22 protein-coding genes and 2 tRNA genes are annotated in these 25,632 nt (G+C 39.1%); 5 read left to right on the forward strand and 19 right to left on the reverse strand.

All coding sequences use genetic code 11. The features are described from left to right. Window positions 1-24: 24 nt before the first annotated feature. The 11 genes from deoA to QQS39_RS15950 all read right to left on the reverse strand — a co-directional run bounded on the left by deoA (window position 25) and on the right by QQS39_RS15950 (window position 12,418). Window positions 25-1,347: a thymidine phosphorylase gene (deoA, locus tag QQS39_RS15900; protein ID WP_151436097.1), complete on the reverse strand. Its 1,323-nt coding sequence runs from the start codon at window positions 1,345-1,347 to the stop codon at window positions 25-27. Window positions 1,348-1,417: 70 nt separating this feature from the next. Then, the gene (gene deoC / locus QQS39_RS15905; protein ID WP_151436098.1) at window positions 1,418-2,197 is read right to left on the reverse strand and encodes a deoxyribose-phosphate aldolase; all 780 of its coding nucleotides are present in this window, start codon (window positions 2,195-2,197) and stop codon (window positions 1,418-1,420) included. 521 nt (window positions 2,198-2,718) lie between these two features. After that, on the reverse strand, window positions 2,719-4,020 hold the full coding sequence (locus QQS39_RS15910; RefSeq protein ID WP_151436099.1) for a NupC/NupG family nucleoside CNT transporter: 1,302 nt from the start codon (window positions 4,018-4,020) through the stop codon (window positions 2,719-2,721). 288 nt (window positions 4,021-4,308) lie between these two features. Next, window positions 4,309-5,091: a TatD family hydrolase gene (locus QQS39_RS15915; protein ID WP_151436100.1), complete on the reverse strand. Its 783-nt coding sequence runs from the start codon at window positions 5,089-5,091 to the stop codon at window positions 4,309-4,311. Continuing rightward, on the reverse strand, window positions 5,084-6,148 hold the full coding sequence (locus QQS39_RS15920) for a patatin-like phospholipase family protein (protein WP_285804910.1): 1,065 nt from the start codon (window positions 6,146-6,148) through the stop codon (window positions 5,084-5,086). Before QQS39_RS15920 ends, QQS39_RS15915 begins: the two co-directional genes overlap by 8 nt. A gap of 128 nt (window positions 6,149-6,276) precedes the next feature. Next, window positions 6,277-6,621 carry a BON domain-containing protein gene (locus QQS39_RS15925; RefSeq protein WP_151436102.1) on the reverse strand — a complete coding sequence of 115 codons (345 nt, stop codon included), beginning with the start codon at window positions 6,619-6,621 and terminating at the stop codon, window positions 6,277-6,279. Between the two features lie 635 nt (window positions 6,622-7,256). After that, window positions 7,257-8,846 carry a peptide chain release factor 3 gene (prfC, locus tag QQS39_RS15930; protein ID WP_151436103.1) on the reverse strand — a complete coding sequence of 530 codons (1,590 nt, stop codon included), beginning with the start codon at window positions 8,844-8,846 and terminating at the stop codon, window positions 7,257-7,259. A 277-nt stretch (window positions 8,847-9,123) separates the two neighbouring features. After that, the gene (locus QQS39_RS15935; RefSeq protein ID WP_285804911.1) at window positions 9,124-10,038 is read right to left on the reverse strand and encodes a nucleotidyl transferase AbiEii/AbiGii toxin family protein; all 915 of its coding nucleotides are present in this window, start codon (window positions 10,036-10,038) and stop codon (window positions 9,124-9,126) included. A gap of 1 nt (window position 10,039) precedes the next feature. Further along, complete coding sequence (locus QQS39_RS15940; RefSeq protein ID WP_151436105.1) at window positions 10,040-10,882, reverse strand: type IV toxin-antitoxin system AbiEi family antitoxin; 843 nt, start codon at window positions 10,880-10,882, stop codon at window positions 10,040-10,042. Between the two features lie 710 nt (window positions 10,883-11,592). After that, on the reverse strand, window positions 11,593-12,039 hold the full coding sequence (gene rimI, locus QQS39_RS15945) for a ribosomal protein S18-alanine N-acetyltransferase (protein WP_151436106.1): 447 nt from the start codon (window positions 12,037-12,039) through the stop codon (window positions 11,593-11,595). After that, window positions 12,008-12,418 (reverse strand): DNA polymerase III subunit psi, encoded by a 411-nt coding sequence (locus tag QQS39_RS15950; protein WP_023582915.1) that lies wholly within the window; start codon window positions 12,416-12,418, stop codon window positions 12,008-12,010. Before QQS39_RS15950 ends, rimI begins: the two co-directional genes overlap by 32 nt. A 129-nt stretch (window positions 12,419-12,547) precedes the next feature. Here QQS39_RS15950 and rsmC point away from each other — a divergent pair, with 129 nt between their 5' ends. The 3 genes from rsmC to QQS39_RS15965 all read left to right on the forward strand — a co-directional run bounded on the left by rsmC (window position 12,548) and on the right by QQS39_RS15965 (window position 13,928). Next, the gene (rsmC, locus tag QQS39_RS15955) at window positions 12,548-13,564 is read left to right on the forward strand and encodes a 16S rRNA (guanine(1207)-N(2))-methyltransferase RsmC (protein WP_151436107.1); all 1,017 of its coding nucleotides are present in this window, start codon (window positions 12,548-12,550) and stop codon (window positions 13,562-13,564) included. A gap of 154 nt (window positions 13,565-13,718) precedes the next feature. After that, window positions 13,719-13,805, forward strand: a tRNA-Leu gene (locus QQS39_RS15960). A gap of 36 nt (window positions 13,806-13,841) precedes the next feature. Continuing rightward, window positions 13,842-13,928, forward strand: a tRNA-Leu gene (locus QQS39_RS15965). Window positions 13,929-13,993: 65 nt separating this feature from the next. Here the strand turns inward: QQS39_RS15965 and QQS39_RS15970 are convergent. The 5 genes from QQS39_RS15970 to QQS39_RS15990 form a co-directional block, all read right to left on the reverse strand. After that, on the reverse strand, window positions 13,994-14,257 hold the full coding sequence (locus tag QQS39_RS15970; protein ID WP_151436108.1) for a DUF1435 family protein: 264 nt from the start codon (window positions 14,255-14,257) through the stop codon (window positions 13,994-13,996). A 206-nt stretch (window positions 14,258-14,463) separates the two neighbouring features. Beyond that, complete coding sequence (locus QQS39_RS15975) at window positions 14,464-15,012, reverse strand: GNAT family N-acetyltransferase (RefSeq protein WP_151436109.1); 549 nt, start codon at window positions 15,010-15,012, stop codon at window positions 14,464-14,466. A 2-nt stretch (window positions 15,013-15,014) separates the two neighbouring features. Continuing rightward, the gene (locus QQS39_RS15980) at window positions 15,015-16,646 is read right to left on the reverse strand and encodes a Na/Pi cotransporter family protein (RefSeq protein ID WP_151436110.1); all 1,632 of its coding nucleotides are present in this window, start codon (window positions 16,644-16,646) and stop codon (window positions 15,015-15,017) included. Between the two features lie 420 nt (window positions 16,647-17,066). Beyond that, window positions 17,067-18,506, reverse strand: a complete 1,440-nt coding sequence (phoA, locus tag QQS39_RS15985; RefSeq protein ID WP_285804912.1) for an alkaline phosphatase — start codon at window positions 18,504-18,506, stop codon at window positions 17,067-17,069. A gap of 230 nt (window positions 18,507-18,736) precedes the next feature. Further along, a complete protein-coding gene (locus QQS39_RS15990) occupies window positions 18,737-20,293 on the reverse strand; it encodes an alpha/beta hydrolase-fold protein (protein WP_285804913.1) in 1,557 nt (518 codons plus the stop codon). Window positions 20,294-20,514: 221 nt separating this feature from the next. On the opposite strand from QQS39_RS15990, the gene QQS39_RS15995 reads away from it, so the two are divergent. Together QQS39_RS15995 and QQS39_RS16000 are read left to right on the forward strand one after the other, a co-directional pair. Next, window positions 20,515-20,847 (forward strand): type II toxin-antitoxin system PrlF family antitoxin, encoded by a 333-nt coding sequence (locus QQS39_RS15995; protein WP_151436112.1) that lies wholly within the window; start codon window positions 20,515-20,517, stop codon window positions 20,845-20,847. Between the two features lie 10 nt (window positions 20,848-20,857). Continuing rightward, complete coding sequence (locus QQS39_RS16000) at window positions 20,858-21,352, forward strand: type II toxin-antitoxin system YhaV family toxin (RefSeq protein WP_285804914.1); 495 nt, start codon at window positions 20,858-20,860, stop codon at window positions 21,350-21,352. Window positions 21,353-21,450: 98 nt separating this feature from the next. Here QQS39_RS16000 and QQS39_RS16005 read toward each other — a convergent pair whose 3' ends face one another. From QQS39_RS16005 to radA, 3 genes are all read right to left on the reverse strand, one after another. Then, entirely contained in the window at window positions 21,451-22,590 is a 1,140-nt protein-coding gene (locus tag QQS39_RS16005; RefSeq protein WP_151436114.1) for an ElyC/SanA/YdcF family protein, read from the reverse strand. 383 nt (window positions 22,591-22,973) lie between these two features. Next, window positions 22,974-24,218 carry a multifunctional transcriptional regulator/nicotinamide-nucleotide adenylyltransferase/ribosylnicotinamide kinase NadR gene (gene nadR, locus QQS39_RS16010; protein WP_285804915.1) on the reverse strand — a complete coding sequence of 415 codons (1,245 nt, stop codon included), beginning with the start codon at window positions 24,216-24,218 and terminating at the stop codon, window positions 22,974-22,976. An 11-nt stretch (window positions 24,219-24,229) separates the two neighbouring features. Beyond that, window positions 24,230-25,621, reverse strand: coding sequence for a DNA repair protein RadA (gene radA, locus QQS39_RS16015; protein WP_165122335.1), 1,392 nt, complete (start codon window positions 25,619-25,621; stop codon window positions 24,230-24,232). Window positions 25,622-25,632 lie beyond the last annotated feature (11 nt).

The following is a 25,632-nucleotide window of genomic DNA, read 5'->3' on the forward strand; positions in this document are numbered from 1 at the left end:
CACTTATAAATCGTAATTGAGTTCTTATTCGCTGATTTGGCGGTACACCATTGGTGAAGCTTCGCGTTTGCTGTCACCAATTACCATCGCTTTACGGACTTCAGCCGCAGCTTCTTGCCATGATTTTTCACTGTTAGCATGGATCATCGCTAAAGGTGTATCTGTATTGATCTTAGCACCAAGTGCCGCGATGTCGCTTAAACCAACACTATAATCAATAGCATCAGTCGCTTTACGACGACCGCCACCTAATGTCACAACAGACATACCTAATGCACGCGTATCCATTTCTGTGATGAATCCTGCTTTCTCAGCGAATACAGGTTTACTTAATACCGCAGTTGGCAGGTATTTATTGTAGTTTTCAACAAAATCAGTTGGACCTTTCTGTGCTGCAACCATACGACCAAAGACTTCTGCTGCTTTACCGTTATCCAACACATCTTGTAGTTTTTGACGAGCTTGTTGACGATCATCCGCTAAACGGCCTGATACTAACATTTCAACACACAGCGCCATAGTGACTTCAAATAGACGTGGATTACGATATTCGCCTGTTAAGAATTGAACCGCTTCACGAACTTCAACCGCATTACCTGCGCTAGAAGCTAGCACTTCATTCATATCAGTTAACAGTGCAGTGGTTTGACAGCCAGCACCATTTGCTACTTGGACAATTGACTCCGCCAACTCTTCAGATTTTTGATAAGTCGGCATAAAGGCACCTGAGCCAACTTTAACATCCATCACTAATGCATCTAAGCCTTCAGCTAGTTTTTTACCTAAAATAGAAGCAGTGATAAGCGGGATTGAATCAACTGTAGCAGTAATATCACGGGTAGCATAAAAGCGTTTGTCAGCAGGTGCTAATGAATTAGTCTGTCCGATAATAGCAACACCGACATTGCGAATAATATCGCGGAATTTCTCATCATCAGGGAAAATATCAAAGCCCGGAATTGCTTCAAGCTTATCTAATGTTCCACCTGTGTGGCCTAATCCACGACCAGAAATCATAGGAACATAACCACCACAAGCAGCAACCATTGGCCCTAACATCAGTGACGTTACATCACCCACACCACCGGTTGAGTGTTTATCAACAATGGGGCCATTTAAATTGAGGCTTTTCCAGTTCAGTACTGTACCGGAATCACGCATAGCTAATGTCAAAGCAACACGCTCTGGCATTGTCATGTCGTGGAAATAAATAGTCATTGCTAATGCAGCAATTTGACCTTCAGAAACAGTATTATCTCTGACGCCATTAATGAAAAAACGAATTTCTTCCTCAGTTAAAGGATGACCATCACGCTTTTTACGAATAATTTCTTGGGCAAGAAACACTGCAACCTCCTGGTTTTATAGCATTGGTAACGCCCACAATAATGAAAAATGGGCGTATTTCACGAATGGATTAGTAACCACTAGACGATTTTTGTTCGCCATGACCTAAAGTGGCTAATAAATTACCTAACAGGCTTGACGCACCAAAGCGGAAGTGACGGGCATCAACCCAGTTGTCACCCATAATGCGGTTAGCTAATGCAAGGTATTGAGCAGCTTCTTCAGCGGTACGTACACCACCCGCTGGTTTGAAACCAACTTCTTTGCCAACACCCATATCGTGGATCACTTGGATCATTAACTCAGCACTTTCCAGTGTTGCATTTACAGGCACTTTACCTGTGGAAGTTTTAATAAAGTCAGCACCTGCTTTGATTGAAATTTCAGATGCTTTACGGATAAGCGCAGGATCTTTCAACTCACCCGTTTCAATAATGACTTTCAGTAAAGAACCTGCTTCTGCACACGCTTCTTTACATGCTTTAACGATATCAAAACCGATTTGCTCGTTACCTGCCATTAATGCGCGGTAAGGGAAAACTACGTCAACCTCATCTGCGCCATAAGCTAATGCCGCGTTGGTTTCTGCTAATGCGATATCTAAATCATCATTACCATGAGGGAAGTTAGTTACGGTTGCGATACGGACGTCTGGAGTACCCTGTTCGCGTAACACTTTACGTGCTAACGGAATAAAACGTGGGTAAATACAAATAGCGGCTGTATTACCTTCTGGGCTTTTAGCCTGATGACATAATGCAGTCACTTTCGCATCAGTGTCGTCATCATTTAATGTAGTTAAATCCATCAAAGACAGCGCAAGGCGCGCTGCAGCGGTTAAATCTGTCATAAAACTCTCCAACGATGTTTCTCAAGCCCTTTTGGGCGTACGCTTAAGGTTAGCGATTAAATTTGTTGGCGAGCGGACTTGGTTCCTTGAAGATGTTGTTGTAACTTACGCTACAACGACAGCTGAGCTCCCTCTCACCGCGCTATGCTCACTTCGGCGACCCGTCATTGAGCCTTCGCCATTCCATGAAGTTTCAGCACATCTTATTTGAACACGCTAAGGAACAATTAGATGTGCTTTACGTCACACTAATCAAATGCAACTTGCAAATGATGACATAAAAGTGTGACAAAAATCACAATAAGGTTATTTTCTGGTGTAATGTTACTCGAATAGCGCCTCTAAGTCGTCTTTATAACGCAAAAAAAGCGTGTTCAATATGAAATGGTACCGCTATTGACCCTATTCAATACAAATTGCGAAATATCTCACACAATAAAAGTAGTTAATATTACAGCAGAAAACAAACATAAAAGAGCAGACAGGCAAAACCTATCTGCTCTTCACAATACACAAATCAATTAAGCAGCAACAACAGCCATTGCAGTTAATGCAAAGAAGAACCCTGCAATCGTTGCACTCATTAAGTTAGAAAGTGTACCAGCCAGCACAGCTTTCATACCTAAACGCGCCACGTCTTTACGACGGTTTGGTGCCATTCCACCTAAACCACCTAGCAGTACAGCAACGGAAGAAAGGTTAGCAAAACCGCACAGCGCAAAGGAGATAATTATCTTTGTCTGCTCTGACAAGATGATTAAGCCTGATGCAGCAACTTGAGCCTCATCCTGTAGATATTTGCTAAATTCAGAGTAAGCATAGAATTCATTAATAACCAGTTTTTGACCAATAAAGGAGCCAGCAACGGTCGCTTCACTCCAAGGCACACCGATTAAGAAAGCAATAGGTGCAAAAACCCAACCTAAGACTAATTCTAATGAGAAATTCTCATAACCAAACCAGCCACCAATACCACCGAGGATACCATTAACTAATGCAATTAACGCAACGAAAGCAAGTAACATAGCACCGACGTTAAGTGCAAGCTGTAAACCTGAAGAGGCGCCCGCCGCTGCAGCATCAATAATATTTGCTGGTTTTTCTTCATCGGTCATTTTATCCAGCGCATCTTTTTGATCGTCTGGCGTTTCGGTTTCAGGGATCAATAATTTAGCAAAGAGTAAACCACCTGGAGCCGCCATAAATGATGCTGTAATCAGATACTCTAATGGCACGCCCATACTAGCGTATCCAGCAAGGACTGAACCCGCAACAGAGGCTAGACCACCACACATAACAGCAAAGAGTTCTGAAGTTGTCATTCTTGCAATATAAGGGCGAACAACAAGCGGTGCTTCTGTTTGTCCAACAAAAATATTTGCAGTTGCAGACATCGATTCTGTTCGTGATGTACCCAGTACTTTTTGTAAGCCACCACCGAGAATTTTAATGACTACTTGCATAATGCCAAGGTAATACAGCACTGCAATTAGTGAAGAGAAGAACACGATAACAGGCAGTACGCGCAGGGCGAATACGAAGCCGCCACCACCAAACAACTCGAACATTTTATCTGATACTAGCCCTGCAAATAGGAAGCTCATCCCATTATTGCCGTAATCAATAACATTCTTAACGCCATCAGAAACCGCAAGAAGCACCTCGCGACCACCGTCGGAATAAAGAACAAATGCACCTAAGCCAATCTGAATAAGGAATGCGCCACCAACTGTACGTAGTCTAATTGCACGTCGATTGCTGGAAAACAGAATGGCTATCAAGATTAATGTTGCCATTCCGACCAAGCTCATAATGAGTTGCATTGAAGGGTCCCTGTTCACATAAAAATTTAATGGATTATCAATAATGCCCTTGCCAGAGATTATTGACTCTTTTTGCCAGATAATTATACCCAGTCTAAGAAAAGAACCCTCGATATCCACCACAAATAGAGTCTGAAAAAAGTAACACAAAAGTCATAAATGAGAGGTGCATCACACAAAAAGAGGAGAAAACGCATTTATTGAATAGGCTAAATAGAGAGAAAACATCATTCGATTAACAAACTATGTATTCCGCTTTAACCAGCAAAGTTAAATGCAATTCGAGAACTAGGTAATATTGTTAAGCCCAAATAATTGTAGGCTATTGAGGTAGAGTTGCTCTGCGATCACCTCTGGTGATCCTTGCCGCAACTCACAGAGTTGGGAAAAAACGTTCTGAATACGTTCAGGGCGATTAGGCTCACCTTGAAAACCACTCACAGGCATATCAGGAGCATCTGTTTCTAATAACAGAAATTCTAGTGGTAACGACGCAATTGCACGGCGAGTTTTCTGCGCTCGCTCATAAGTAATCGTTCCACCAACGCCAATAAAATAGCCTTGCTGAATAAACTTTTCTGCCTGTTGCAAACTTCCTGCAAAACCATGAATAACCCCTTTGCGAGGCACATCATAACGGCGTAAAAGCGCACTTAACTTATCGTGGGTTTTACGTGAATGCAGGATCACCGGCAAATCAAATTCAATTGCGAGTTTAAGCTGTGCAATTAAAAACGCCTCTTGCTTTTCAGGCTGAGGATTATCCATATAATCATCAAGCCCTATCTCTCCGATGGCAACACAACGAGAAGTTGTTTTTAATTTCTGTTTTAATTCCAAGAGATGCTGTTCAGTGTGCTCTTCAATATATAAAGGGTGTAACCCCAATGCACAATATAATTGATGATGATTATTAGCTAACTCTGCAACAACATCAAAATTCCAACGTGCAACAGCGGGAATAATTATTTTTTCAACATGAGCTTGATGCGCTAGTGACAAGCTGTTGGCAAGATCATCATAAAAAACAGGAAAATCAAAATGGCAGTGAGTATCAATAAATTTATTCATTCTGAATTTTCCTCACGTCAGGATGTACGCTTCGCGTTCCCTGCTGAATAATAGAAGCATTCTCCGCTTTATCAGCCTTCGCTTCTTCTTCAAACAAGCTAAAGACTTTTTTATCATACTGTTTGAATTTTTTCTTAGCGAAATGTTGACCAATTGTCGCCAGAAAATAGCGCCCACAACGTCTACCCACATGATAATCATGATTTAATGCATTTAAACGGCTTCCTAATGCACTAGATTGCAATGTCGTTGGTGGATATATTTCAATAACTACAACATCTTCTGGGGGAGATTGGATAAATTTAATGGTGTCGGTATAAGTTTCGATATGTACTTGTGCCATCTCCATAAAGCGCTGCAAACGGCTATTTTCAAACCATCTCCCCATACGATCAACCCATTCTGTTGTGTATTGATATTCAGAAGGAACGGTACGAACAACGACAATGGTACGACAGCCACGTCGATAAGCTTCTCTCACAGGAATAGCATCACTAATACCCCCATCATGATAAACAACATCATGAAATAAGACACCATTACGATAAAAAGCAGGAATAGCGCTGGATGCTTTGATTATATCAAGCCAAGTCGGTTCATCGGGCTGAAAGTAATTTGCCTGAAAATTATCAGAACGACTTGCCACCATATAAAATTCGCGGCCTGCATCAAAACGGCGTAATGCTGTTGGTATATCAAGAGGCATCTCTTTGGCTGTCGTTTCTATATACCAATCAAGATCGAGTAAATTGCCGCCACGGACAAAGCGAATGGGATTGAAGAATTGGTTATTGGTTGTATAGCGATTAATAATTTTACGTGCATACCCACGCTGACCACAGGCAAAAGCAGATAAATTTTGCGCCCCTGCAGATACCCCGAGTAAAATATCAAAGGGATCAAATTGTGATCGCATAAATTCATCAAGGACACCCGCAGTAAAGATCCCACGTTGCCCCCCGCCTTCACAAACTAAAGCAACTTTACCTTGTGGTAATGATGATTGAAATTCGAGTGCTGTAATATTATTTAATGTGACAGGTATATACTTCCCCATAATGTCTCCTTTATACAACTTAACAAAGGATACCCTCACATTTTTTTGACGTCATTAATTTTACGTATTCAGACAAATAAATTAGACACTATCTTCTTAGCGTATGACTAGCATAAAAGAAAATCATATTATGATTTGATATTTACATCTGAGTCTACGCTTTTAACACCTTCAAGTTTTTCAATAACTTGTAATATTTTTTCTTCTTGCGCTTTACTATCAACAAAACCTGAAAGAAAGACATGTCCAAATTCAGTACGAATAGAAATATTGTCACTATCGATGTCTTGCATTGGCAATAGCGTCTCTTTAATTTTATTAGAAATAGAAGTATCACTTAAATAGTGACCTGTATTATTCCCATTATTATTAATTTCGTTATACCACGATGTTTCGGCTGATGCGCCCATACTGACAAAAGCTAAACTCATTGACATTACTAGCGCTAATTTTAGCGTTTTATATTGTTTCATTGCTCTCCCCCTAATCACAATAACGGCGATAGGAAATATGTGTGTTTTAATATCTGTATTTTTATGAAGTACTACAAAATTTTAACAATCCAAGCTATTACACTAATAAGCTATTAGAGTTAAATAAAGCAAAAAATAACAAATAAAGACTAATCCTAATTATTTTATTCTAATAATAACTAATAAAACTATAAAAAAAATTACATATATTTATAAATAAGTATAAAAACGGGCATCATGTTAGCAGAAAAAAAAAGGAGTAATTCCAAATGAAGAAGGGTTTTTCGGTAGGATATTAGGGGTATGCAAAGCACATTTAACAAAGAAAATCGGCTCTTTCACTGAGGTTTATTAAGAGTAAATACTCAACAAAGCGAAGAAACAAAAAAGGCTATATTAAAAATATAGCCTTTTCATTAAGTTAAACACTCAGAATAAGTATGTGACTAGTGCGAATAAACGTAGTCAACAACGCTGCAACTTGAAACATAACAACACTCTTACTCTAAATAATTCGAGCTGTAACTAGGCGACAAGTGAATGAGTCGCTAGGAGCATACATAAGTATGTGACTAGTGCGAATGAACGTAGCCAACAACGTTACAGCTTGAAGTATGACGAGTAAGAACGAGTATTTAGTGTTCACGGGTCTGATGGAATTCAACCTCAGGATAACGCTCACGCGTTAAATTCAAGTTAACCATCGTTGGTGCGATATAAGTTAAATTATCGCCACCATCAAGTGCCAAGTTTTGTTCGTTTTTACGTTTAAACTCTTCGAGTTTTTTCTCGTTATTACACTCGACCCAGCGTGCTGTTGAAACGTTAACGGATTCATAAATCGCTTCAACGTTATATTCACTCTTCAATCTTGCAACAACCACATCAAACTGAAGCACACCGACAGCACCTACGATTAAATCGTTGTTCGCCAGTGGTCTAAAGACCTGTACAGCACCCTCTTCTGATAGCTGTACCAACCCTTTAAGTAACTGCTTCTGTTTTAACGGATCACGTAAACGAATACGGCGGAACAATTCTGGGGCAAAGTTTGGAATACCTGTAAACTTCAGGATCTCGCCTTGGGTAAAGGTATCACCAATTTGAATTGTACCGTGGTTATGAAGACCGATAATATCCCCTGGATATGCATGTTCAACGTGAGAACGATCGCCTGCCATAAAGGTTAATGCATCGGAAATCACTACATCCTTTTTAATTCGAACTTGGTGTAATTTCATTCCTTTATCATACATACCAGATACAACGCGTAGGAATGCAACACGGTCACGGTGTTTAGGGTCCATATTGGCTTGGATCTTAAAGACGAAACCTGTGAATGTTTCTTCCGAAGCGGTAACTTCACGCATATCTGTTTGGCGAGGCATTGGTGCTGGCGCCCATTTTACGAGGCCATCAAGCATATGGTTAACACCAAAGTTACCTAATGCAGTACCAAAGAACACTGGGGTTAATTCGCCAGCTAAAAATGCCTCATGATCAAATTCATGAGAAGCACCTAATACTAACTCTAATTCATCACGTAATTGACTTGCTAAATCATCACCAATAGCTTCATCAAGCTCTGGGTTATCTAACCCTTTGATGACGCGAGAATCCTGAATGGTATGTCCTTGTCCTGTTTGATAAAGATAGGTTTCATCTTTCAGAATGTGATAAACCCCTTTGAAGAGTTTTCCGCAACCAATAGGCCAAGTCACAGGGCTACACGCAATTTTTAATTCTGTTTCAACTTCGTCCATGACTTCCATTGGATCACGAATATCACGGTCGAGTTTATTCATAAAAGTCAGAATTGGGGTATCACGTAAACGTGTTACTTCCATTAACTTACGAGTACGATCTTCGACCCCTTTAGAAGAGTCAATTACCATTAAACAGCAGTCAACTGCGGTTAAAGTACGATAAGTATCTTCTGAGAAGTCTTCGTGCCCTGGGGTATCTAATAAGTTAACTAAGCAATCTGCATAAGGGAACTGCATGACTGAGGTTGTAATAGAAATACCACGTTGTTTTTCCATTTCCATCCAGTCAGACTTTGCATGCTGATTTGAACCACGACCTTTTACGGTTCCTGCACGTTGAATTGCTTGTCCGAATAACAACACTTTTTCAGTGATGGTTGTTTTACCCGCATCGGGGTGGGAAATAATGGCAAAAGTTCTACGACGAGCAACTTCTTGCTGAAAAATAGGATTAGACATCAATGGTGATCTTCTAGTTGATAGACGAGAGAATGTAAGGCACTGATATATTTCTATAAGTAATAATTAAAGTGACTATAAAGACATTCAACCCGTAAGTTAATCTTAATTGGCGCTTATTTTCGCCTATCTTGCCTGTATACACAATCAATGGTTGCGTAATTGGTTACCATTTCTACAATTTAAACTGCAATACTCACTCTTGTAACAGTTAATATTGTAACAAGAGAACAGCATGGAAGTGTTCAACACGACATAAATGTCTATTTTTTAGAAATCATATACCGAGAACATCTTTCAGCTTTTCTAGGGCTTGTGCATGTTTATCATTCGGCATTCTTGCCAAATTGATTTGTTTCCATTTGATGGCAGGAAGCTCACTGGCTCCATCCAAGCCGAGTAAAGACCAATTGGGCTTTCGATTTTTAAAGGATAGCAAAAAATCCTTTTCAATATTGGTCATTCCTTGGTGAATAAGGTCTACTAGGCGCACCCTTACGGCTTCTAGTTCCGCCAACGGAACATCCGTCTCGGCCATATTGGTAAATTCACCTTCATAGGTGGCAGTAATATCCTTAAATTGCGGACTGAGCAATTCAGCCATTGGCCGATTATGACTTGATAAATAGACGAGTAATGCTTTACGAATTTCATCCGTTAGCCCTTCATTCTCCAAAAGCCACTTAACATCAAATAAGTCTCTTGGATGCTGTCTATCCAATGCTGCACATATCTTTCCTGCATAAAGATCAGCTAGATCAACAACAGGCATTTCAACATAACCAAATTCGTCTTCTACGGCTGTGCAAACTTCCATCAACTTTGGTTCATAAACAGTACCGCGCAATACTGGTGATAGCTCGACTTTGATCTGCACACTATTGCGAGCAACGATCAACCTCAGGGCATCGCGTTTTGACCGATAGGCTTCTGTTAGCTCGACGTCTTTAAACGCTATTTTTAAATCCGCGCTAATAGCATCAAGAGCATCACAGATTTCCTGTAAAGCATCATCACGGCTTTTCATTGGCAGATACACCAAATCAATATCGACCGATAAACGAGGAAAGTCTCTGACAAATAAATTGATTGCTGTACCACCTTTGAGCGCAAAACATTTCTGTTTGGCAACGAAAGGCAATACTTGTATCAAAAGCTGTACTTGTTTGTAATAAATACTATTTCTATCCATACTAAACTGATCCTTTACTTGCCAATGCCATATGCTGAGGTACTGTTATTAGATACTCTGTATCTAACTTTCCACCTTTAGCAACAACACGTTTACCTGAGCCTAAATCGTAATTTTCTACATTTAATTTATCAAACCAAGAATAAGCTTGGCGTTTTGCAAGCCAAAAGAACAAGCGTTTGACCTTTACGCTTTTACACGCTTTTAAAAGCGTATCAAGCTTTCTTGGAGATAAGTTTACCAACCCCTGCATTAACTCATCGGCATGTTCAAATGACACACTTTCAGGCAAATCTACCAACACCTCTAATATGGCTTTTTCCGGACATGAAAAATACACAGGTGGCAATTGCTCTTCCCATTTATACTCTTTAACGAATGCTCTATCTTTTAATAAGCTATCAGGCCAAAGTTTACTTGTACTATGCCCCTCGAACTTAATTGGTAATGACAGTCTCGCAAGCCAGGAGGGAAGCTTTCTCGCTGCATATAAATGAATATGAGGTGTACTCCCTAATGACAAATATTGTGACAAACCAGATATGGAAAGCGCTGACAATCCACCGACCACAACAGGCGGAAGTTGTTCATCTACATTTTTATCCATCATACGCTGCATAGAAGCTACTACGCCTTCCCAAGTGACAGATCGGGAATACTGGCTGTAAACACCTGTAGCTAGTAGCAATAACGTATCGGTTTTGACAGCGTTATCTAATGAATGAGCACTCAAGCCCTGCTCTGCAAGCCATTTCTTTGTAGCTAACATGCCATAAGGTAAAAGAGTTTTAAGAGACTGTTTATAAGACTCTTTCGCCGTTTCTCGCTGGGAATGACTAATCATTTCTAAACACCAAATCCTTTCTCTAGTTTATCTTTTTATCATTTCGCGGCGCAATTCGCCGTAAAACCTAAATTTAGTAAACTATCATAATAAGAAGTGGTTTACCATTCTTTCCATTCACGGCGAAAATCGCCGCATAATAGCCAATTTTTAAACCCACACGACTAAAACCTAGAAGGCTTACTTAGTTTAGTCTATGAGTAACATCTGCAATACTTTGGTTTGTTTGCTTTATAAGAACCAATCTAGCTATCGCCTTATAAAGCAACCTTGTTTTCATTGAAACGCTTAACGTACCTATGTTGACTAAAAATTTTACAAGCTACCTTTCTGAGCAACGAATAAAGCAAAGAATTAGCCTATTTATTTTAGGTTAAAATCGGGATTGAATATAAGGATCAAAATAAATCCTCCTTTATTTGGATTTAATTTTGTCTATATTTAGAGATTAATCACTTTATTTAAAACAAAAATAAATATTCAATTTACTTATTTTAAATACTATTCACCTTTTCAACATAGTTATAATCACCTAACGTTTTAAAATTAAACAATGACAAAAGTGAAATTAACTTGATAAATTTACATTAAGTAAAAACAAAGATAAATTTTAAATACAATTAATAAAAAATAAAATTCTAAGACTTAAAATAAAATAAAAAAAACGCCTAATAGAAGGCGTCTTAAATTTAACTTAAATAAAGATTTAATTAGAAAGAAATAGGATAAGCCATGATAATCGCATCTTCATTTCCCGTCTTTGTTGGGTAATAGTTTTTGCGCTTCGAAACGAAATTAAATCCTATAGATTCATAGAGATTGAACGCTTTTTCATTAGACTCTCGCACCTCTAACCACAGAGTCGTGATATTTTTTTTCTCAAGGGTTTCAATTAGTTCCAGTAACAACGCTTTACCATAACCTTTCCCCTGATAATCAGGGTGAATCGCAATATTAAAAAGGGTTGCCTCATCTAATATTAATTGCGTAATTGCAAAACCTACAATAATATTATCAATGCAAATTTTCAGATTAAAATAATGACTTCCTTGGTTACTATAAAATGTTTCTTCACTCCAAGGAAATGAATGACTTAATTTTTCAATTTGCCATGCTAAAGGTAAATCAGCAGGGTTTAAGGGTGAAATGGTCTTCATATTGATAGATTTGTTTCCAAAGATCGCGTTTTGCATCAGCATCAAAATATAACTGATGTAATGAAGGGCTTCTCAGAGAAGTATATTCAGAGGGAAGTATGAGATCAGTGCCTAATAACCAGCAGGGAAGATCAAATGATTCTGTGAGCATGCTCACATCATCTGTTGTAATACAATAGATTTCGTCTTTATCTATCCCCATGGCGCTAAAAATATCAGAGAAAAGCCCGTTATTTAGATCAACGGTATCATCAGTAATGATAAGTAAACGTGTTGTATCCGGAAATTGAACAGAATGCTCGCCTTTTAACACAGCAGGCTTACGAAGTACCCACTGACGAATTCCAAGTTGGGATAACATTCTGTCTTTACGGCTCATTATGCTTACCTATCAAGTGTAGAACAACGGTACATAGTATCAGAGGGCATAAACTACGCCAATAAATAGCGTCGGTTTCTTTATATCTGATATCATGCGTCTCATGTTTTTTAAGGAGTAATAATCATAATGTCCTCACTGTCCCCTGCTAGCGAAGTTATTCTTCGTCACCTAGATCATTTCGCAGACAGGCATGTACTTATTGCAGGTGATCTTCAAGATACTTTTGCGGCACAAATTCAGGCGAAGAGTGTCCGTGCATATACCAACCAATATCACCAGTGGCTACCATTACTAAAATCAATGGGTGATAACGCACTCTTTGGTTTAGTTGCTGATCAATCCTTTGTTAAATATTGCAATACCTTGATCTATTTTTGGCCTAAAAATAAAAACGAAGCCACTTTCCAACTGCGTAGCCTTTGCTCTAACTTACAAGTGGGTACTGAAATCTTTATCGTCGGTGAAAACCGTAGCGGTGTTAAAAGTGCCACAGAATTAATGAACGGCATCGCTAAACTTAAAAAAATAGATTCAGCACGCCGTTGTAGCTTATTTTTTGGTACTCAAACATATCAAACACTGTTTGACCGTAATAACTGGTGGCAAACTTATCGCCATGACGATCTTACTGTAATGGCATTACCGGGTGTCTTTAGCCAAAATGCATTAGATGAAGGTAGCCGTTTATTACTCTCTACTTTTGATGATGCAATGGTAGGGGATTTACTGGATATGGCATGTGGTTGTGGTGTTATTGCCACTGTACTTGGTAAGAAAAACCCAATGTTGAAACTGACACTGTGTGATGTGAATGCTGCGGCAATTTCTTCGAGTATCGCCACCTTAAACGTAAATGAATTAGAAGGGCGAGTGATTGCGAGTAATGTCTATTCAGCGGTTGAAGAAACTTATGATTGGATAATCTCAAACCCACCTTTCCATGATGGTTTAGGTACAAGCTATGAAGCGGCTGAAGATATTATTCGCCTTGCACCAAATTATCTAAAAAGAGGCGGTAAATTACGCATTGTAGCGAATGCATTTATCCCTTATCCAGATATACTGGATCAGGTATTCGGCTCTCATGAAGTGCTTGCATCTACAAGTAAATTCAAAGTTTACCAAGCAACTAAAAAAGAGTAATCACAAGCCCTGTTATTTTATAACAGGGCTTTATTTTTGGACTGATTTTAAGTAATGCTCCAAGGCGTTTTATTTTTCATCTCCAAGATAATTTATTGATAAAAAATAATTGACGCCAAAAATAAAAGGCATAGAATTCGCTTCCTGTCTGAATGCGAGAGTGGCGGAATTGGTAGACGCGCTAGCTTCAGGTGTTAGTGTCCTTACGGACGTGGGGGTTCAAGTCCCCCCTTTCGCACCAAACAGACAATGTATGTAAAATTAATTGAGTAAGACTGCGAGGATGGCGGAATTGGTAGACGCGCTAGCTTCAGGTGTTAGTGTTCTTACGGACGTGGGGGTTCAAGTCCCCCTCTTCGCACCACTCAATAACCCTTCTTTTTTTTCTGTAATAACACCCATTCGATTACACGCTGAATATTCTTTTCTCTATCCGTAATACGCGACTAAAAGTGTCATCAAGCTATAGGTTAATACAACGCCAGCGGGGATCATTACCCACATTTGTAATTTTTTGTGGAATAACATAAATGTTGATAACAGCATTGAAACGACTAAAACCAGCGTAAATGCAGCCGTTCCTGCAATAGAATGCATAATCACCGTTAGTAAGGAAGAAATAGCCAACATTTCCCATAAACTAATACGAGATGTCCAAGACGTAACTGGAGATAAGCGCGTTGGTTTAGCCATAATAACCCACCATTAATGATAATGATTTTCATTATTATATAACCACCATGCTAAATCAACTTATATAAAGAAAAAAAACTTACCTTATATCCTTATTTTTTAAATGGTTATGTCTATTTTTTAGTATGGTACATAAAAAATGCCTTATCATTTTCACGATAAGGCATTGCATTTTATTATGTTGTTATCGTAGTCAATAAACGAAATTAAGTGTTATTTGTCTCGATAAAATGAAAGACTAAATGAATATCTTCAGGCTCTCTTTCATAAAGTTCAGGATCAGGAATATCAATTAAACGACACCCTAAATGCTGATAAAAATTCACGCTATTTTCAGAAGGTGTTGATGAGATATATAACCCACCAGCCCCTTTTTTCTTCGCATATTCCACACAATAATCAAATAATATTCGCGCTAAACCTTGCCCACGTTGCTGGTGGCTAACATGTAAAAAAGAGAGTTGAAGTAAAGCGTTATTTTGACCTCGTTTTTGTGGATCAACACTTGCTGCTGCGACCAACTGATCTTGTTTAAAAACACCCCAGAAAGCGGCACCTCGATCAAAACTTTCAAGTAAAACAGGTGTGTAATGCTCTGCTTCACCTTCTGGCCAACCTTTCATATCAAAGCGTTGCTCTGATAAACGCAACGTTCCTTCTTTTAAGACATATAGCTTTTCAATAAGCTCGGTTCTATCAATTGCCCATACTTGTGGGATTTCATTTCGTGTTAATTGACGAATAGTGTATTTCATTATTAAAGATTAACCTGTTCTGATGATGATTCACTTCGTTCTAGTGCGTGATAAGCCACAGCACAGAACAAGGAATTCAACCGTTTCATATCACCAAGCAAACTAGTATGCAGTGAACTGGTTTCAATGCTTTGCATATTATGCAAATGAAGACGTTCTACATGTGCAAACGAGTAACGCTGGTTGAGTAAACGGAAACGATGTTTTGCTCGACGCAATTTACGAGCATGTTCCATGTTGCCGGAAACAAATACCGACATCGCCAGATTCAGATTACTTTGCAGACGCTCAAGGAGTGTCTGTAACTCACGACGCCCTTCCTCCGATAAAAATAAGTGGTGATTTAAACCTTTACTCACCACTTCAGCCGACATACGCGCAATGATAGCGGAAGATTGTTGTAAATTCATCGCGGTATCAATAATTTCAGCCCAACGCCGGGAATCTTCAGTTCCCAGATCATGCTGTTGAATTTGTGCCATATACAATTTAATGCTGCTGTGGAGTAATTCTACCTCTTCTTCTAACTGGCTAATTTCCCTTTTTTGCAGACGATCGCCTTCCATTAAGGCAGTAAAACGTTGCAGCATTTGTTCTATCACATCACCTAATCGTAGCGATTCTCTAACCGCATTAGCAATTGCCAATGAAGGCGTATCAATAGCAGATTGATCTAAATAACGCGGTGCCATTTCAGATCCCGTAGTCGGTAATTCAGGAATGAGTCGCTGACATAATTTCGCCATTATGCCGACAAAAGGGATCATCAAAATACAGCGAGCAAGATTATAAATAACATGAAAATAGATAACGATTTCAGCCGGTGAAAATCCATATTTTTGTATTTCAGAAGCAAGATAGGTTATCCATGGTAAAACAATCAATGCACCAATCAGTTTAAAAAACAAACTCCCCAACACAACTTGTCGAGAGGCAACACTTTGTCCTCGACTACTGATTAATGCCAGCAAACCACTACCAATATTAGAGCCAATTACAATAGAGAGGCTGATATACAATGGCATTAATCCTGTTGCACTTAATGTCGCTGTTAACAACACAGCCGCAAGGCTTGAGTAACTCACCATTGCAAAGAGCGCACCCACCAATAGCGCTAAAATAGTATCGCCACTAAGAGAAGTAAAAATAGCTTGGACTGCACTTGCGTGCATAATGGGTTCTGCCGATGTCACAATGAGTTGTAAAGCCAACAAAATCAAACCAAGACCAATACCTACACGTCCTAGTTGCCCTACTCGCTCTTTTTTACGGCTTAAAAAAGTAATAACACCAATAAGGATAAGCAGTGGCGATAACCAAGAAAGATCAAACGTCAGCACACGCGCCATCAGTGCAGTACCCACATCTGCCCCTAGCATAATAACAAGTGCCGGTGTAATCGAAATCAACCCTTGTGTCACAAAAGAGATCACTAAAAGCGCCGTCGCATTACTACTTTGGACTAATGCGGTGACACCAACACCCGCAAGAAAAGCATTGGATTTTTTATTAATACTTTTACCTAAAATTCGGCGCAAATCAGAGCCGAAGACACGCATAATGCCAGTACGAACAATATGAGTTCCCCAGACAAGAAGCGCGACAGATGAGAGTAAATGAAGCAGTGTCAGCATAAAAAAATAACCTTATTCTTATCGTTGTTTGTTTGACTCTGTTCTCCTTCAATCTCATAAAAAAGAGAAAGACCACGAGCAGATAATCTATCTGAGAAAAGATTTTTTACGGGTAATGCCTTAATAACGTAAAGTGTTATTAGACAAAAAGATATTGCAACTTAAGTACAATAATCAATGGAGAAGTGAGAATATTACATAGATTAATTTGTAAATTCTGTTAATTATAGCAGAGAATGTGTAACTTTCAAAATCAGCCTGTAAATAACCTATTGATTTATTATCATTTTATTTTAGACAGGCTCCATTCTTAATAAAAAAACGCGACCAGAGGGTATCTCTCTAAGTCGCGCGAAAATATAACAATTTAGTAAGGCAATTCGACTACAAGTTCAGACAGACTATAAATTCAACTTGAACTTACTTCAGACCCATTGCATCACGCATGGTGAAAAACAAGTCTGTTTGGTCAGTTAATCCAACCACATTCGCAGCATGTGGACCATAAGCGGCAACCCGCAATTGCGCCCCAGTATGCTCTTGTGACTCTTCTTCTGAGTTACCGTAATTCACCACCATAACTGCACCATCTTTGGTGATAAGTGCTTGTGTTAACCCACTGGATTTCACGTCAGCTTCAATAATTTGGCTTGAATGAGCATGATCAGCAGTCACGATAATCAGCGTATCACCGTTTTGTTTTGCAAAATCTAAGCCGATTTGTACGGCTTCATCTAGTGCAACAGTTTCACCAATTTGACCACAAGGGTTAGCATTATGATCTTGCTTATCGATAGAGGCACTTTCAACTTGTAAGAAGAAGCCATTTTCATTGGTTTTCAGTAAGTCGATCGCTTTTTTAGTCATTTGTGCCAGTGTTGGCGCATTTGGATCGAGCTTGGCATTAGGTTTGCACTCTAAAGGTGGATTATTCAAATTACCATGATACGTGGCTTTAGGACCTTCCCATGCTACATCCATATTGCCTTCATGGAACAAACCTAGTACGGGTTTATCTTGGTTCGCAAGCGAAATCGCATCTAATGATTTTGCATCTTTCACGATTTGATAACCACGCTCAATTGCTTGTTGCTCTAATGTTTTACCTTTGTATTCACCTGCTGCTGCAGTTTGAGCAAAGCTTTTTGCACCGCCCCCTAATGTTACATCTGCACGAGTGACTAAAAGTTGCTCAGAGATAGAACCTCTACCACCATTTTCTAAGGCATTGGTTGAGCATTTTTCTAACGTTTCAACAGGGCCATAGCATTTGCGTCCTGTTACATGCGAGAACAGCGCTGCAGGTGTCGCATCTTGAATTTCAGAAGTTGTCACGTTCCCTGTCGCCTTTCCATTGGCTTTCGCTAATTCCAAAATAGTTTGATGATCCTTACCAAACACATCAATCCCTAATGCACCATTATAGGTTTTCACACCAGAAGCCCATGCTGTCGCGGATGCAGCAGAATCTGTCACATAATTAGGCTTTTGGGTTTTTCTGTCTAAAGAATAGTGTGTGTATTGACCCGTCATTGGTAAGGCATCGATACCTTTAAAGAAACCACCCGCACCTTCAGCGTAGTTACGCGCAACGGTGATTTCAGAATCCCCCATCCCATCACCAATAAAGAGGATCACATTTTTTGCTTGGTTGTTATTTAAAGCTGCTTTTAATGCCTCAGTTTGATCCTGAGTCATACGGCGAGCGCCGCCAAATTCCGTGATATTACCTTTTGCCGCACGATCTTGAGCTAAAATGGCATCAGCAGCAACGGGAGCAGCAAAAGAAGAGAAACTCGCGCCAGCCAATAGCGTTGTTACAATAACGGATAAGATAGAACGTTGGTAACGATGAGACATAGCTTTTTCCTTGCACTCTAAAGTAAAAAACAGGGTTAATGTTTTAAGTCAGAAAAAGCTTACGGCAGTTAAATGACAGAGAAATGAAAAGTAAAAGTGATTTTGATGACAACTTTATGACAAGCTTATGACAAACAAAAAGCTTATACCGCAAATATGTGTATAAGCTTTCGTTGTATTAAAGCATGGTACTAAGGCATGGTACTAAAACATGGCATTAAGGCGTGATCTTAATCTTGAGTTAATGCTTTAGCCCCTAAATACAGGGTTTCACACCAAGAAATATAATCATGCCCACTGGCCATTTCGAGTGATTTAACAGGATAGTCTTTTTGCTCTAAAACCTGTTTAAGATGACGATTATTATTTAAAATCCCCCTTTTATCACCACGACTTTCAAATAACCCCGCTTCTAAGAAAAACTGTAATGGCTTTTTATCTGCTTGCTCAAATTGTCGAATAAGCCATTCTGGCTCTTCATTTTCAGGCGCCCACCAATAAGAGCCAGACATACTCAGTACTTTACCAAAGCGCTCAGGACGATTAAATGCAACCCATGAAGATGCTAACCCGCCATAACTAGAGCCTGATACAATCGTTTCTTCTCCTGATACGTGAATACCTTTCTCTTTTTCTAACCAAACAAAGAGTTCATCGGCCAAGAAACGGTAAAAATCAGGATTTGGCGGTAACTCAACACTACGACGATCACTATCAATACTATCAACAAATAAGATCATCATCGGTGCCAATTTCCCTTCTTCGATCTGTTTATCAAAAAACCGATCAATACCATATTGGCGACGATAAGTTTGTCCATCGAATAACACTAAAATTCGAGGTACAGTCATTTTTCTTGCTGGTTGATAAAGTGCGATCTCCCGATCATTATTTAAAATCTGGCTGTGAAAACGCACAATGTCTGTCTTGCCTTTCATTGTTCTATCTAGAATATCGGGTAATTGGCATTCACGGTTACTGTCTAATGACAATAAAGAAAAGTGATTATAGACATCCTCAGATTGACTTGGAGAATTTTGGGAATTAAACGGATCAGATTGTGCTGTAGTTAAAATAGCGCGACGCTGTTCGAATGGCTCTGCATTTTCGATGATAGGCACATCAGGCGCTAATTTATATTGCATTAATGTATCGTTAGGTACGATATAACTGCGGTACCAAATATCACTATTGGCTAAATGGGTTAACGGGTCATGATTACCATCGGGTGATCCTAATAAATAGACATTCTTTTTTGCACCTTGCCATAAGAAAGTCACTAACTTTTTATCATTATCATAAGGCTCAATAAGGGGTGTACCTTCATGGCGTACTTGTTGCCAAAATGCCTGAATATTTTGTTGATTCAATTGATGAGCAAGTATTTGTAAACGAGGACTGACAGGTGCAATACCGGCATCTTTATCTAATGGCTGATAAGGCTGTGTTGTCAATGTGAGTTGCCATGGTGTTCCCTCCTCACCTTGTGCAATCAATTGATAACTCGCAGTTTTAGGCAATAAAAAGCGTACTTTTTGTTGCCCATCAGCAGGAACATCTTTTAATAAGCTACGAATATGTGTGCCATTTGGGGTTTCTAAACGTAGATTTTGTATCCCTTTCACATTCAGTTCCGCATAACGTTCACTCTCTAAATGTGAGGTAAAACACAACGTGTTGTTGTTATCAAACTGACCAATTATTTCTTTACCTTCTGTTACAGATAAACAATTAGCAAAACTAGGGAAAGAAGCCATTAATGCACATATCATCAGAGGAATTCTCACTTTATTATTCTCGTTATAAACTATTGTAAGAAACAATAGTAATGATAATTGTTATCAATTCAATAAATATACTAATTTACCCATAAAAAATCGTTTTATTAAACGATACGCACAATGCATTTGCATTACACAATGCATTTGCATTACAATACTCTGACTTGCAAATTCCCGATCGTTTGAACAACTTATCTGATCATGGGATAAAGTTAAGGAGAAACAATATGATCCTAAATATTGAGGATGTGTCTCTACGCGCTGAATCTCGACTCACTGAGCGTAGTCAAACAACAATTCCTGCAGCCATTCGGGATGCTTTACAGCTAAAGCCTGGAGAATTAATTGAATATTCTCTATTACCTGGGGGTAGAGTCATTATATCTCGACAAGAAAAGGAACAAGATGATCCCGTTATATCTGAATTTCTCTCTTTCCTTGAAAAAGATATGAAGAAAAACCCACAGCATATCAAATCAGTACCTACAACATTATGGGCTGAGGTGAAAGAGCTTACTGATGGCGTTGAAATTGACTTAGACGCACCACTTACTGACTAGCAGAGGTGGAATGGATACTTTAGAAATTAACGGCTGGAAAATCTTTTTTCACCAATGCTTTTTGGATCAGATTATTGAATTGATCGAAAACGTCAAAAAATTGAAAGCATCAGATCCAAGTGGGTATAAGAAAAAAAGCGCCACTAAATTACTTACAGCAATCAAAAAAGTAATAGAAGAACGTATAGCTAGAAATCCGCTCGATCCTATATTTCATCTAGGAAACACATTAGGATCTAATAATAAACATTGGTTTAGAGCGAAGTTTTTACAACAGTTTCGTTTATTTTTTCGATGCAGTGAAGAACATAAGATCATCGTTATTGGTTTGGTTAATGATTTTAATACACTGCGTGCTTACGACTCTAAAAGTGATGCATATAAAGTATTTTCATCAAAACTAAAAGCAGGAAAGCCACCAAATGATTGGCAAACATTGCTAAAAGAAGCTTCTGCCACAGCAGGAGCAGAAACGCTCTCAATTCAAGATTTTTTCAATCACTAGCGAGCGTTATCAAAGTTACTTTTATTATCTAAAAAAGAGCTCAACGTTATAAAATCACTTCATATTTGAGCTCTTTCACTATTCAATATTTATCTAAATCAACGCTCTTCTAGTGGATAACTGCGGAAACTCCATAATCCTAGCGCTTTTAAACCATCACGATAAATACCTTGTATATCTGATTTACTGGCTTTTTGTAATTCCGCTAATGGCTTATCAGGTGCAACAACCGTTAAGTAAGTGATATCACTTGGACCACTTTGCCAACTTGCTAGAGTAAAAATTGCGTCGGCACGACGAACATGGCTACCAGAGCTAATAATCACGGCTGTTTTAATATGATGTTTGGTTAAAGCGTAACGGCTAAATAACGCATTTTCGACTGTTGTACGCGCATAGTTCTCTTGGAAAATACGTTCTGGCGCAATACCGTTTTTCACCAACCAATCTGCCATTAACTTACCTTCCGTTTGATGCGCTTTAGGCACACCACCTGTGACGACAATCATTGCTTCAGGCAATTGTTTAGCCACTTCTAAGGTCTTATTTAAGCGATCTATCAAAATCTTATTCATGGTGCCATCAGGATTTAATGCATAACCCAATGTCACAATCGCGTTATTATCTTTGGTTTTCTTCAGTTTCGCTAAATCCGCAGGGGTTAATTTATCGCTTAACGGCATTTTGCTAACGCGATCAATTTGTGCAAAGAAGCGGCTAATTTCTTCTGCTTTTGCTGGATTTAATGATTTCAATTTATTGAAATAGGCTTCGCTCTCTTTGTCTTTACCTTCAAAACGAGTCCATGAAGTGACGTAAATTAGCGCATCAATATCATCTGGTGCCGCTTCTAAAATCTGTTTATAAATCGTAATTGCGCGAGAAACATCATTGTTATAGATATAAGCGCTAGCGGTACTAAATAATAAATCGAGGCGATAAGGCTCTAACTTATAAGCTTGTTGCAGTTTTTGCGCCACTATTTCCATATTTGATGGCAGTTTTCCCGTAAAGCCAGCATCAGAGACACGCGCAGGTGACTTAAAGGCATCTAATGCATCTTGGATCAAACTATCAACCGTTTGACGCTGAGAAACATATTGCTGATAACTATTATCTGGCTGATGAACTTTTTGGTAAGCCAATGCATTTGATGAGACGGTAAAACCTAAAGCAGCAATCGCTAACGAAATGACTGTTTTCTTGATATGAAGTGAAACACGGGAAGGTTGCGCCATTATCTTGTCCTTTTACGAAAAATAGTCTGCTTCTTCATCTGAGCGAATGAAGATAGAGAGTGTGACTCCCCACACCTAATGGCAAAAGAAATACACACCGATAAATCTATACCTAACACCTATAATAAAGATCCCCGCATTAATTTTCAGTAATCTTTTTCACCTTATTGAAAAAAATAGCATTATTATGTAGATAGCTTATTTGACAGATTTTTTTATGTATTTTTATCTTTTGGTAAGTGATTTTGTTCTGATAAGTCATCCGTAATAAAGAATACAGACGATTTATTCTTGAGAAGAAAGAGAAAAGTTTGAAACTAAGTGATTATTTTGATCCTTCCATGTAAAAAACGCCACTAATGGCGTTTTTTTACATTATGTTTTTACTCAATATGCTTTGATTGCATCATCAATAATTCTCTGACTAATTCAACGCAACTTAAGAAACGTTCGTCATAATCTGGGGAATTAATTTTAATATATTCAATGTTATTTTTATCAAGCATTTCCATCAGTAAGGTTTGAAAACGACGTCTCTCTTTATCACTGCCTAAACTGCGCAAGCCATCGGCTACCCACGGCGTATTGTTTTCTAGCAAGATAACTAAATCGAAACGGTATTCATCAATTAGCGCTTGAACAAAGGGATGCTCTTTACCTTCATAACGTAAACAAAATGCCTGCGTTGTGACAAAATCCGTATCAACAAAAGCCACTTTATTGGCATATTTAACAGCAAAATCAATATATTGAGCATGTCCTAGTGCAATTTTATCGTAGTCGGAATATTGCAGTGCCATTTCATCTCCACCTAAATGAGAGAAAACATAGTCACGACCATATTCCCATGCACTTGTGGTATTGAAAATATTGGCAAGCTTATTAACCAACGTGGATTTACCGCTGGATTCGCCACCTAAAATAGCTACGGTACGCACAAAGAAAGGTTTAACTTCTGTGGGGATATATTCCCAATATTTAAAAGGGGCTTGGCGAATTTGACTGCCACTGATATTCATAAATGAACGTTCTGGATCAACCAATACCGTTTCAATCCCTAAGAAAGCATTATATTGATCCGCATCTTCTCGTTCGCTGGTATAGATAAAATCAGGGGTTATCTGCTTTTCTCGCAAAAACATGTTGATCCCTTCACTCCACATTTCCCAACCGTGGGGTTGTGGCTCTATACCGTGTTCATCAAACTCATGAATACGAATATTTTTTTGATATTTAAAGGTTTGTAATAACCAACGCAATCTGTCACTGACCGTCGGTTGTTGTGACATTGCACTGTTAATAAATAGATTTTTATCACGAGGATCGTCATGACAGAGGATCACATGTAATTCATCTACTTGACTACAAGCGCGTTGAATTAAATAAATATGCCCTGTATGAAGCGGATAAAATTTACCAAAAATAACACCGATGGTTTTCTTTTTTACTGGGTATTCTAGCCCTAAAAATTGGTGTAATGCCGACATCTTTTGGGCGCTGGGACTCTTGATTTTATTATTAATCAATTGGCTAAGATAGCCTTTCGTCATATCACTTTCATCAGCAACTTGTTGTAAAGTATATCCATTTTTTCTGATAGCCTGTTTGATATAATCAAAAGAGCCCATACTTTTCTCCTTTAGAAGTCTTCCAAATCATCAAGAACAGATAACGCATCTGACAGCTTTTTCACACCATACACTTTCATATCAGGGGGATTTTTTTTCGGCATATTTGCGCTAGGTACAATTGCTCGTTTAAATCCATGTTTTGCTGCTTCTGCAATACGCTCTTGCCCACTAGGTACAGGTCGAATTTCTCCAGCAAGCCCTACTTCACCAAATATCACTAAATCACGCGGTAAAGGACGATTACGAAAACTCGATACTAATGATAATAACAAGGCTAAGTCTGCGCTGGTTTCCGTAACTTTTACCCCGCCAACCACATTAACAAAAACGTCTTGATCAGACATTTGTAATCCACCATGCCGATGTAAAACAGCAAGTAGAATAGCAAGGCGATTTTGCTCTAATCCCACGGCGACACGGCGAGGATTGGACAACATCGAGTGGTCAACTAACGCTTGTATCTCCACCAGCAAAGGTCTTGTACCTTCCCACACAACCATAACAGAGCTGCCTGATGTAATTTCATCGCCTCGGCTTAAAAAGATAGCGGAGGGATTGCTCACTTCTCGTAATCCCTGCTCTGTCATCGCAAACACACCTAGCTCATTAACAGCGCCAAAGCGGTTTTTGTGGCTGCGTAAAGTACGAAAACGAGAGTCCGTTTCACCATCCAACATAACAGAACAGTCAATGCAGTGTTCCAATACTTTCGGCCCTGCCAATGTGCCATCTTTTGTCACATGACCGACCATAATAATGGCAACATCATTGGTTTTAGCAAAACGCGTTAAATAAGCCGCGGTTTCTCGCACTTGAGCAACACTACCCGGTGAAGATTGAATATCTGCCATATGCATCACTTGAATAGAGTCAATCACCATTAATTTAGGCTGTTCTTGTGAGGCAATTAAACAAATTTGCTCAATACTGGTTTCTGACAACATATTCAGTTCTGCGGTCGGTAAACCTAATCGATGCGCACGCATAGCAACCTGTTGGAGTGACTCTTCACCCGTAACATATAGCGTTTTCATTTCTGTGGCTAAACGGCACATGGTTTGCAGCAATAAGGTACTTTTACCTGCGCCGGGGCTTCCCCCGATTAAAATGGCACTTCCGGGTACTACACCACCACCTAATACACGGTCAAACTCTTTAAAGCCCGTTGAGAAACGCGGTAAGGCTTCAAGGCTAATTTCAGAGAGCTTTTGAACTCGGCTGACACCTTTTGCATCACCCGCAAATCCACTAAAGCGATCATTACGGGAAGAAGGGGCGGCAGCAAGACGCACTTCTGTAATTGTATTCCACGCATGACAGGCCGAACATTGTCCTTGCCAACGAGGATAATCTGCACCACATTCATTACATACAAAGGCTCTTTTTGCTGCTTTTGCCACACTTCTCTCCC

The organism is Proteus appendicitidis, assembly GCF_030271835.1.
In the GTDB taxonomy this organism is placed as follows: Bacteria; Pseudomonadota; Gammaproteobacteria; order Enterobacterales; family Enterobacteriaceae; genus Proteus; species Proteus appendicitidis.

Bases quoted from the DNA above. Each gene is read 5' to 3' on its own strand.
- QQS39_RS15935 (WP_285804911.1), bottom strand. From the start codon at position 10,038: ATGGATAGAAATAGTATTTATTACAAACAAGTACAGCTTTTGATACAA.
- phoA (WP_285804912.1), bottom strand. From the start codon at position 18,506: ATGTCTCATCGTTACCAACGTTCTATCTTATCCGTTATTGTAACAACG.
- QQS39_RS16000 (WP_285804914.1), top strand. From the start codon at position 20,858: ATGGATACTTTAGAAATTAACGGCTGGAAAATCTTTTTTCACCAATGC.
- QQS39_RS15975 (WP_151436109.1), bottom strand. From the start codon at position 15,012: ATGAAATACACTATTCGTCAATTAACACGAAATGAAATCCCACAAGTA.
- rimI (WP_151436106.1), bottom strand. From the start codon at position 12,039: ATGAAGACCATTTCACCCTTAAACCCTGCTGATTTACCTTTAGCATGG.
- nadR (WP_285804915.1), bottom strand. From the start codon at position 24,218: ATGGGCTCTTTTGATTATATCAAACAGGCTATCAGAAAAAATGGATAT.
- QQS39_RS15940 (WP_151436105.1), bottom strand. From the start codon at position 10,882: ATGATTAGTCATTCCCAGCGAGAAACGGCGAAAGAGTCTTATAAACAG.
- QQS39_RS15980 (WP_151436110.1), bottom strand. From the start codon at position 16,646: ATGCTGACACTGCTTCATTTACTCTCATCTGTCGCGCTTCTTGTCTGG.
- QQS39_RS16005 (WP_151436114.1), bottom strand. From the start codon at position 22,590: ATGGCGCAACCTTCCCGTGTTTCACTTCATATCAAGAAAACAGTCATT.
- prfC (WP_151436103.1), bottom strand. From the start codon at position 8,846: ATGTCTAATCCTATTTTTCAGCAAGAAGTTGCTCGTCGTAGAACTTTT.
- QQS39_RS15925 (WP_151436102.1), bottom strand. From the start codon at position 6,621: ATGAAACAATATAAAACGCTAAAATTAGCGCTAGTAATGTCAATGAGT.
- QQS39_RS15910 (WP_151436099.1), bottom strand. From the start codon at position 4,020: ATGCAACTCATTATGAGCTTGGTCGGAATGGCAACATTAATCTTGATA.
- QQS39_RS15920 (WP_285804910.1), bottom strand. From the start codon at position 6,148: ATGGGGAAGTATATACCTGTCACATTAAATAATATTACAGCACTCGAA.
- QQS39_RS15995 (WP_151436112.1), top strand. From the start codon at position 20,515: ATGATCCTAAATATTGAGGATGTGTCTCTACGCGCTGAATCTCGACTC.
- QQS39_RS15970 (WP_151436108.1), bottom strand. From the start codon at position 14,257: ATGGCTAAACCAACGCGCTTATCTCCAGTTACGTCTTGGACATCTCGT.
- deoC (WP_151436098.1), bottom strand. From the start codon at position 2,197: ATGACAGATTTAACCGCTGCAGCGCGCCTTGCGCTGTCTTTGATGGAT.
- QQS39_RS15915 (WP_151436100.1), bottom strand. From the start codon at position 5,091: ATGAATAAATTTATTGATACTCACTGCCATTTTGATTTTCCTGTTTTT.
- rsmC (WP_151436107.1), top strand. From the start codon at position 12,548: ATGTCCTCACTGTCCCCTGCTAGCGAAGTTATTCTTCGTCACCTAGAT.
- QQS39_RS15950 (WP_023582915.1), bottom strand. From the start codon at position 12,418: ATGAGCCGTAAAGACAGAATGTTATCCCAACTTGGAATTCGTCAGTGG.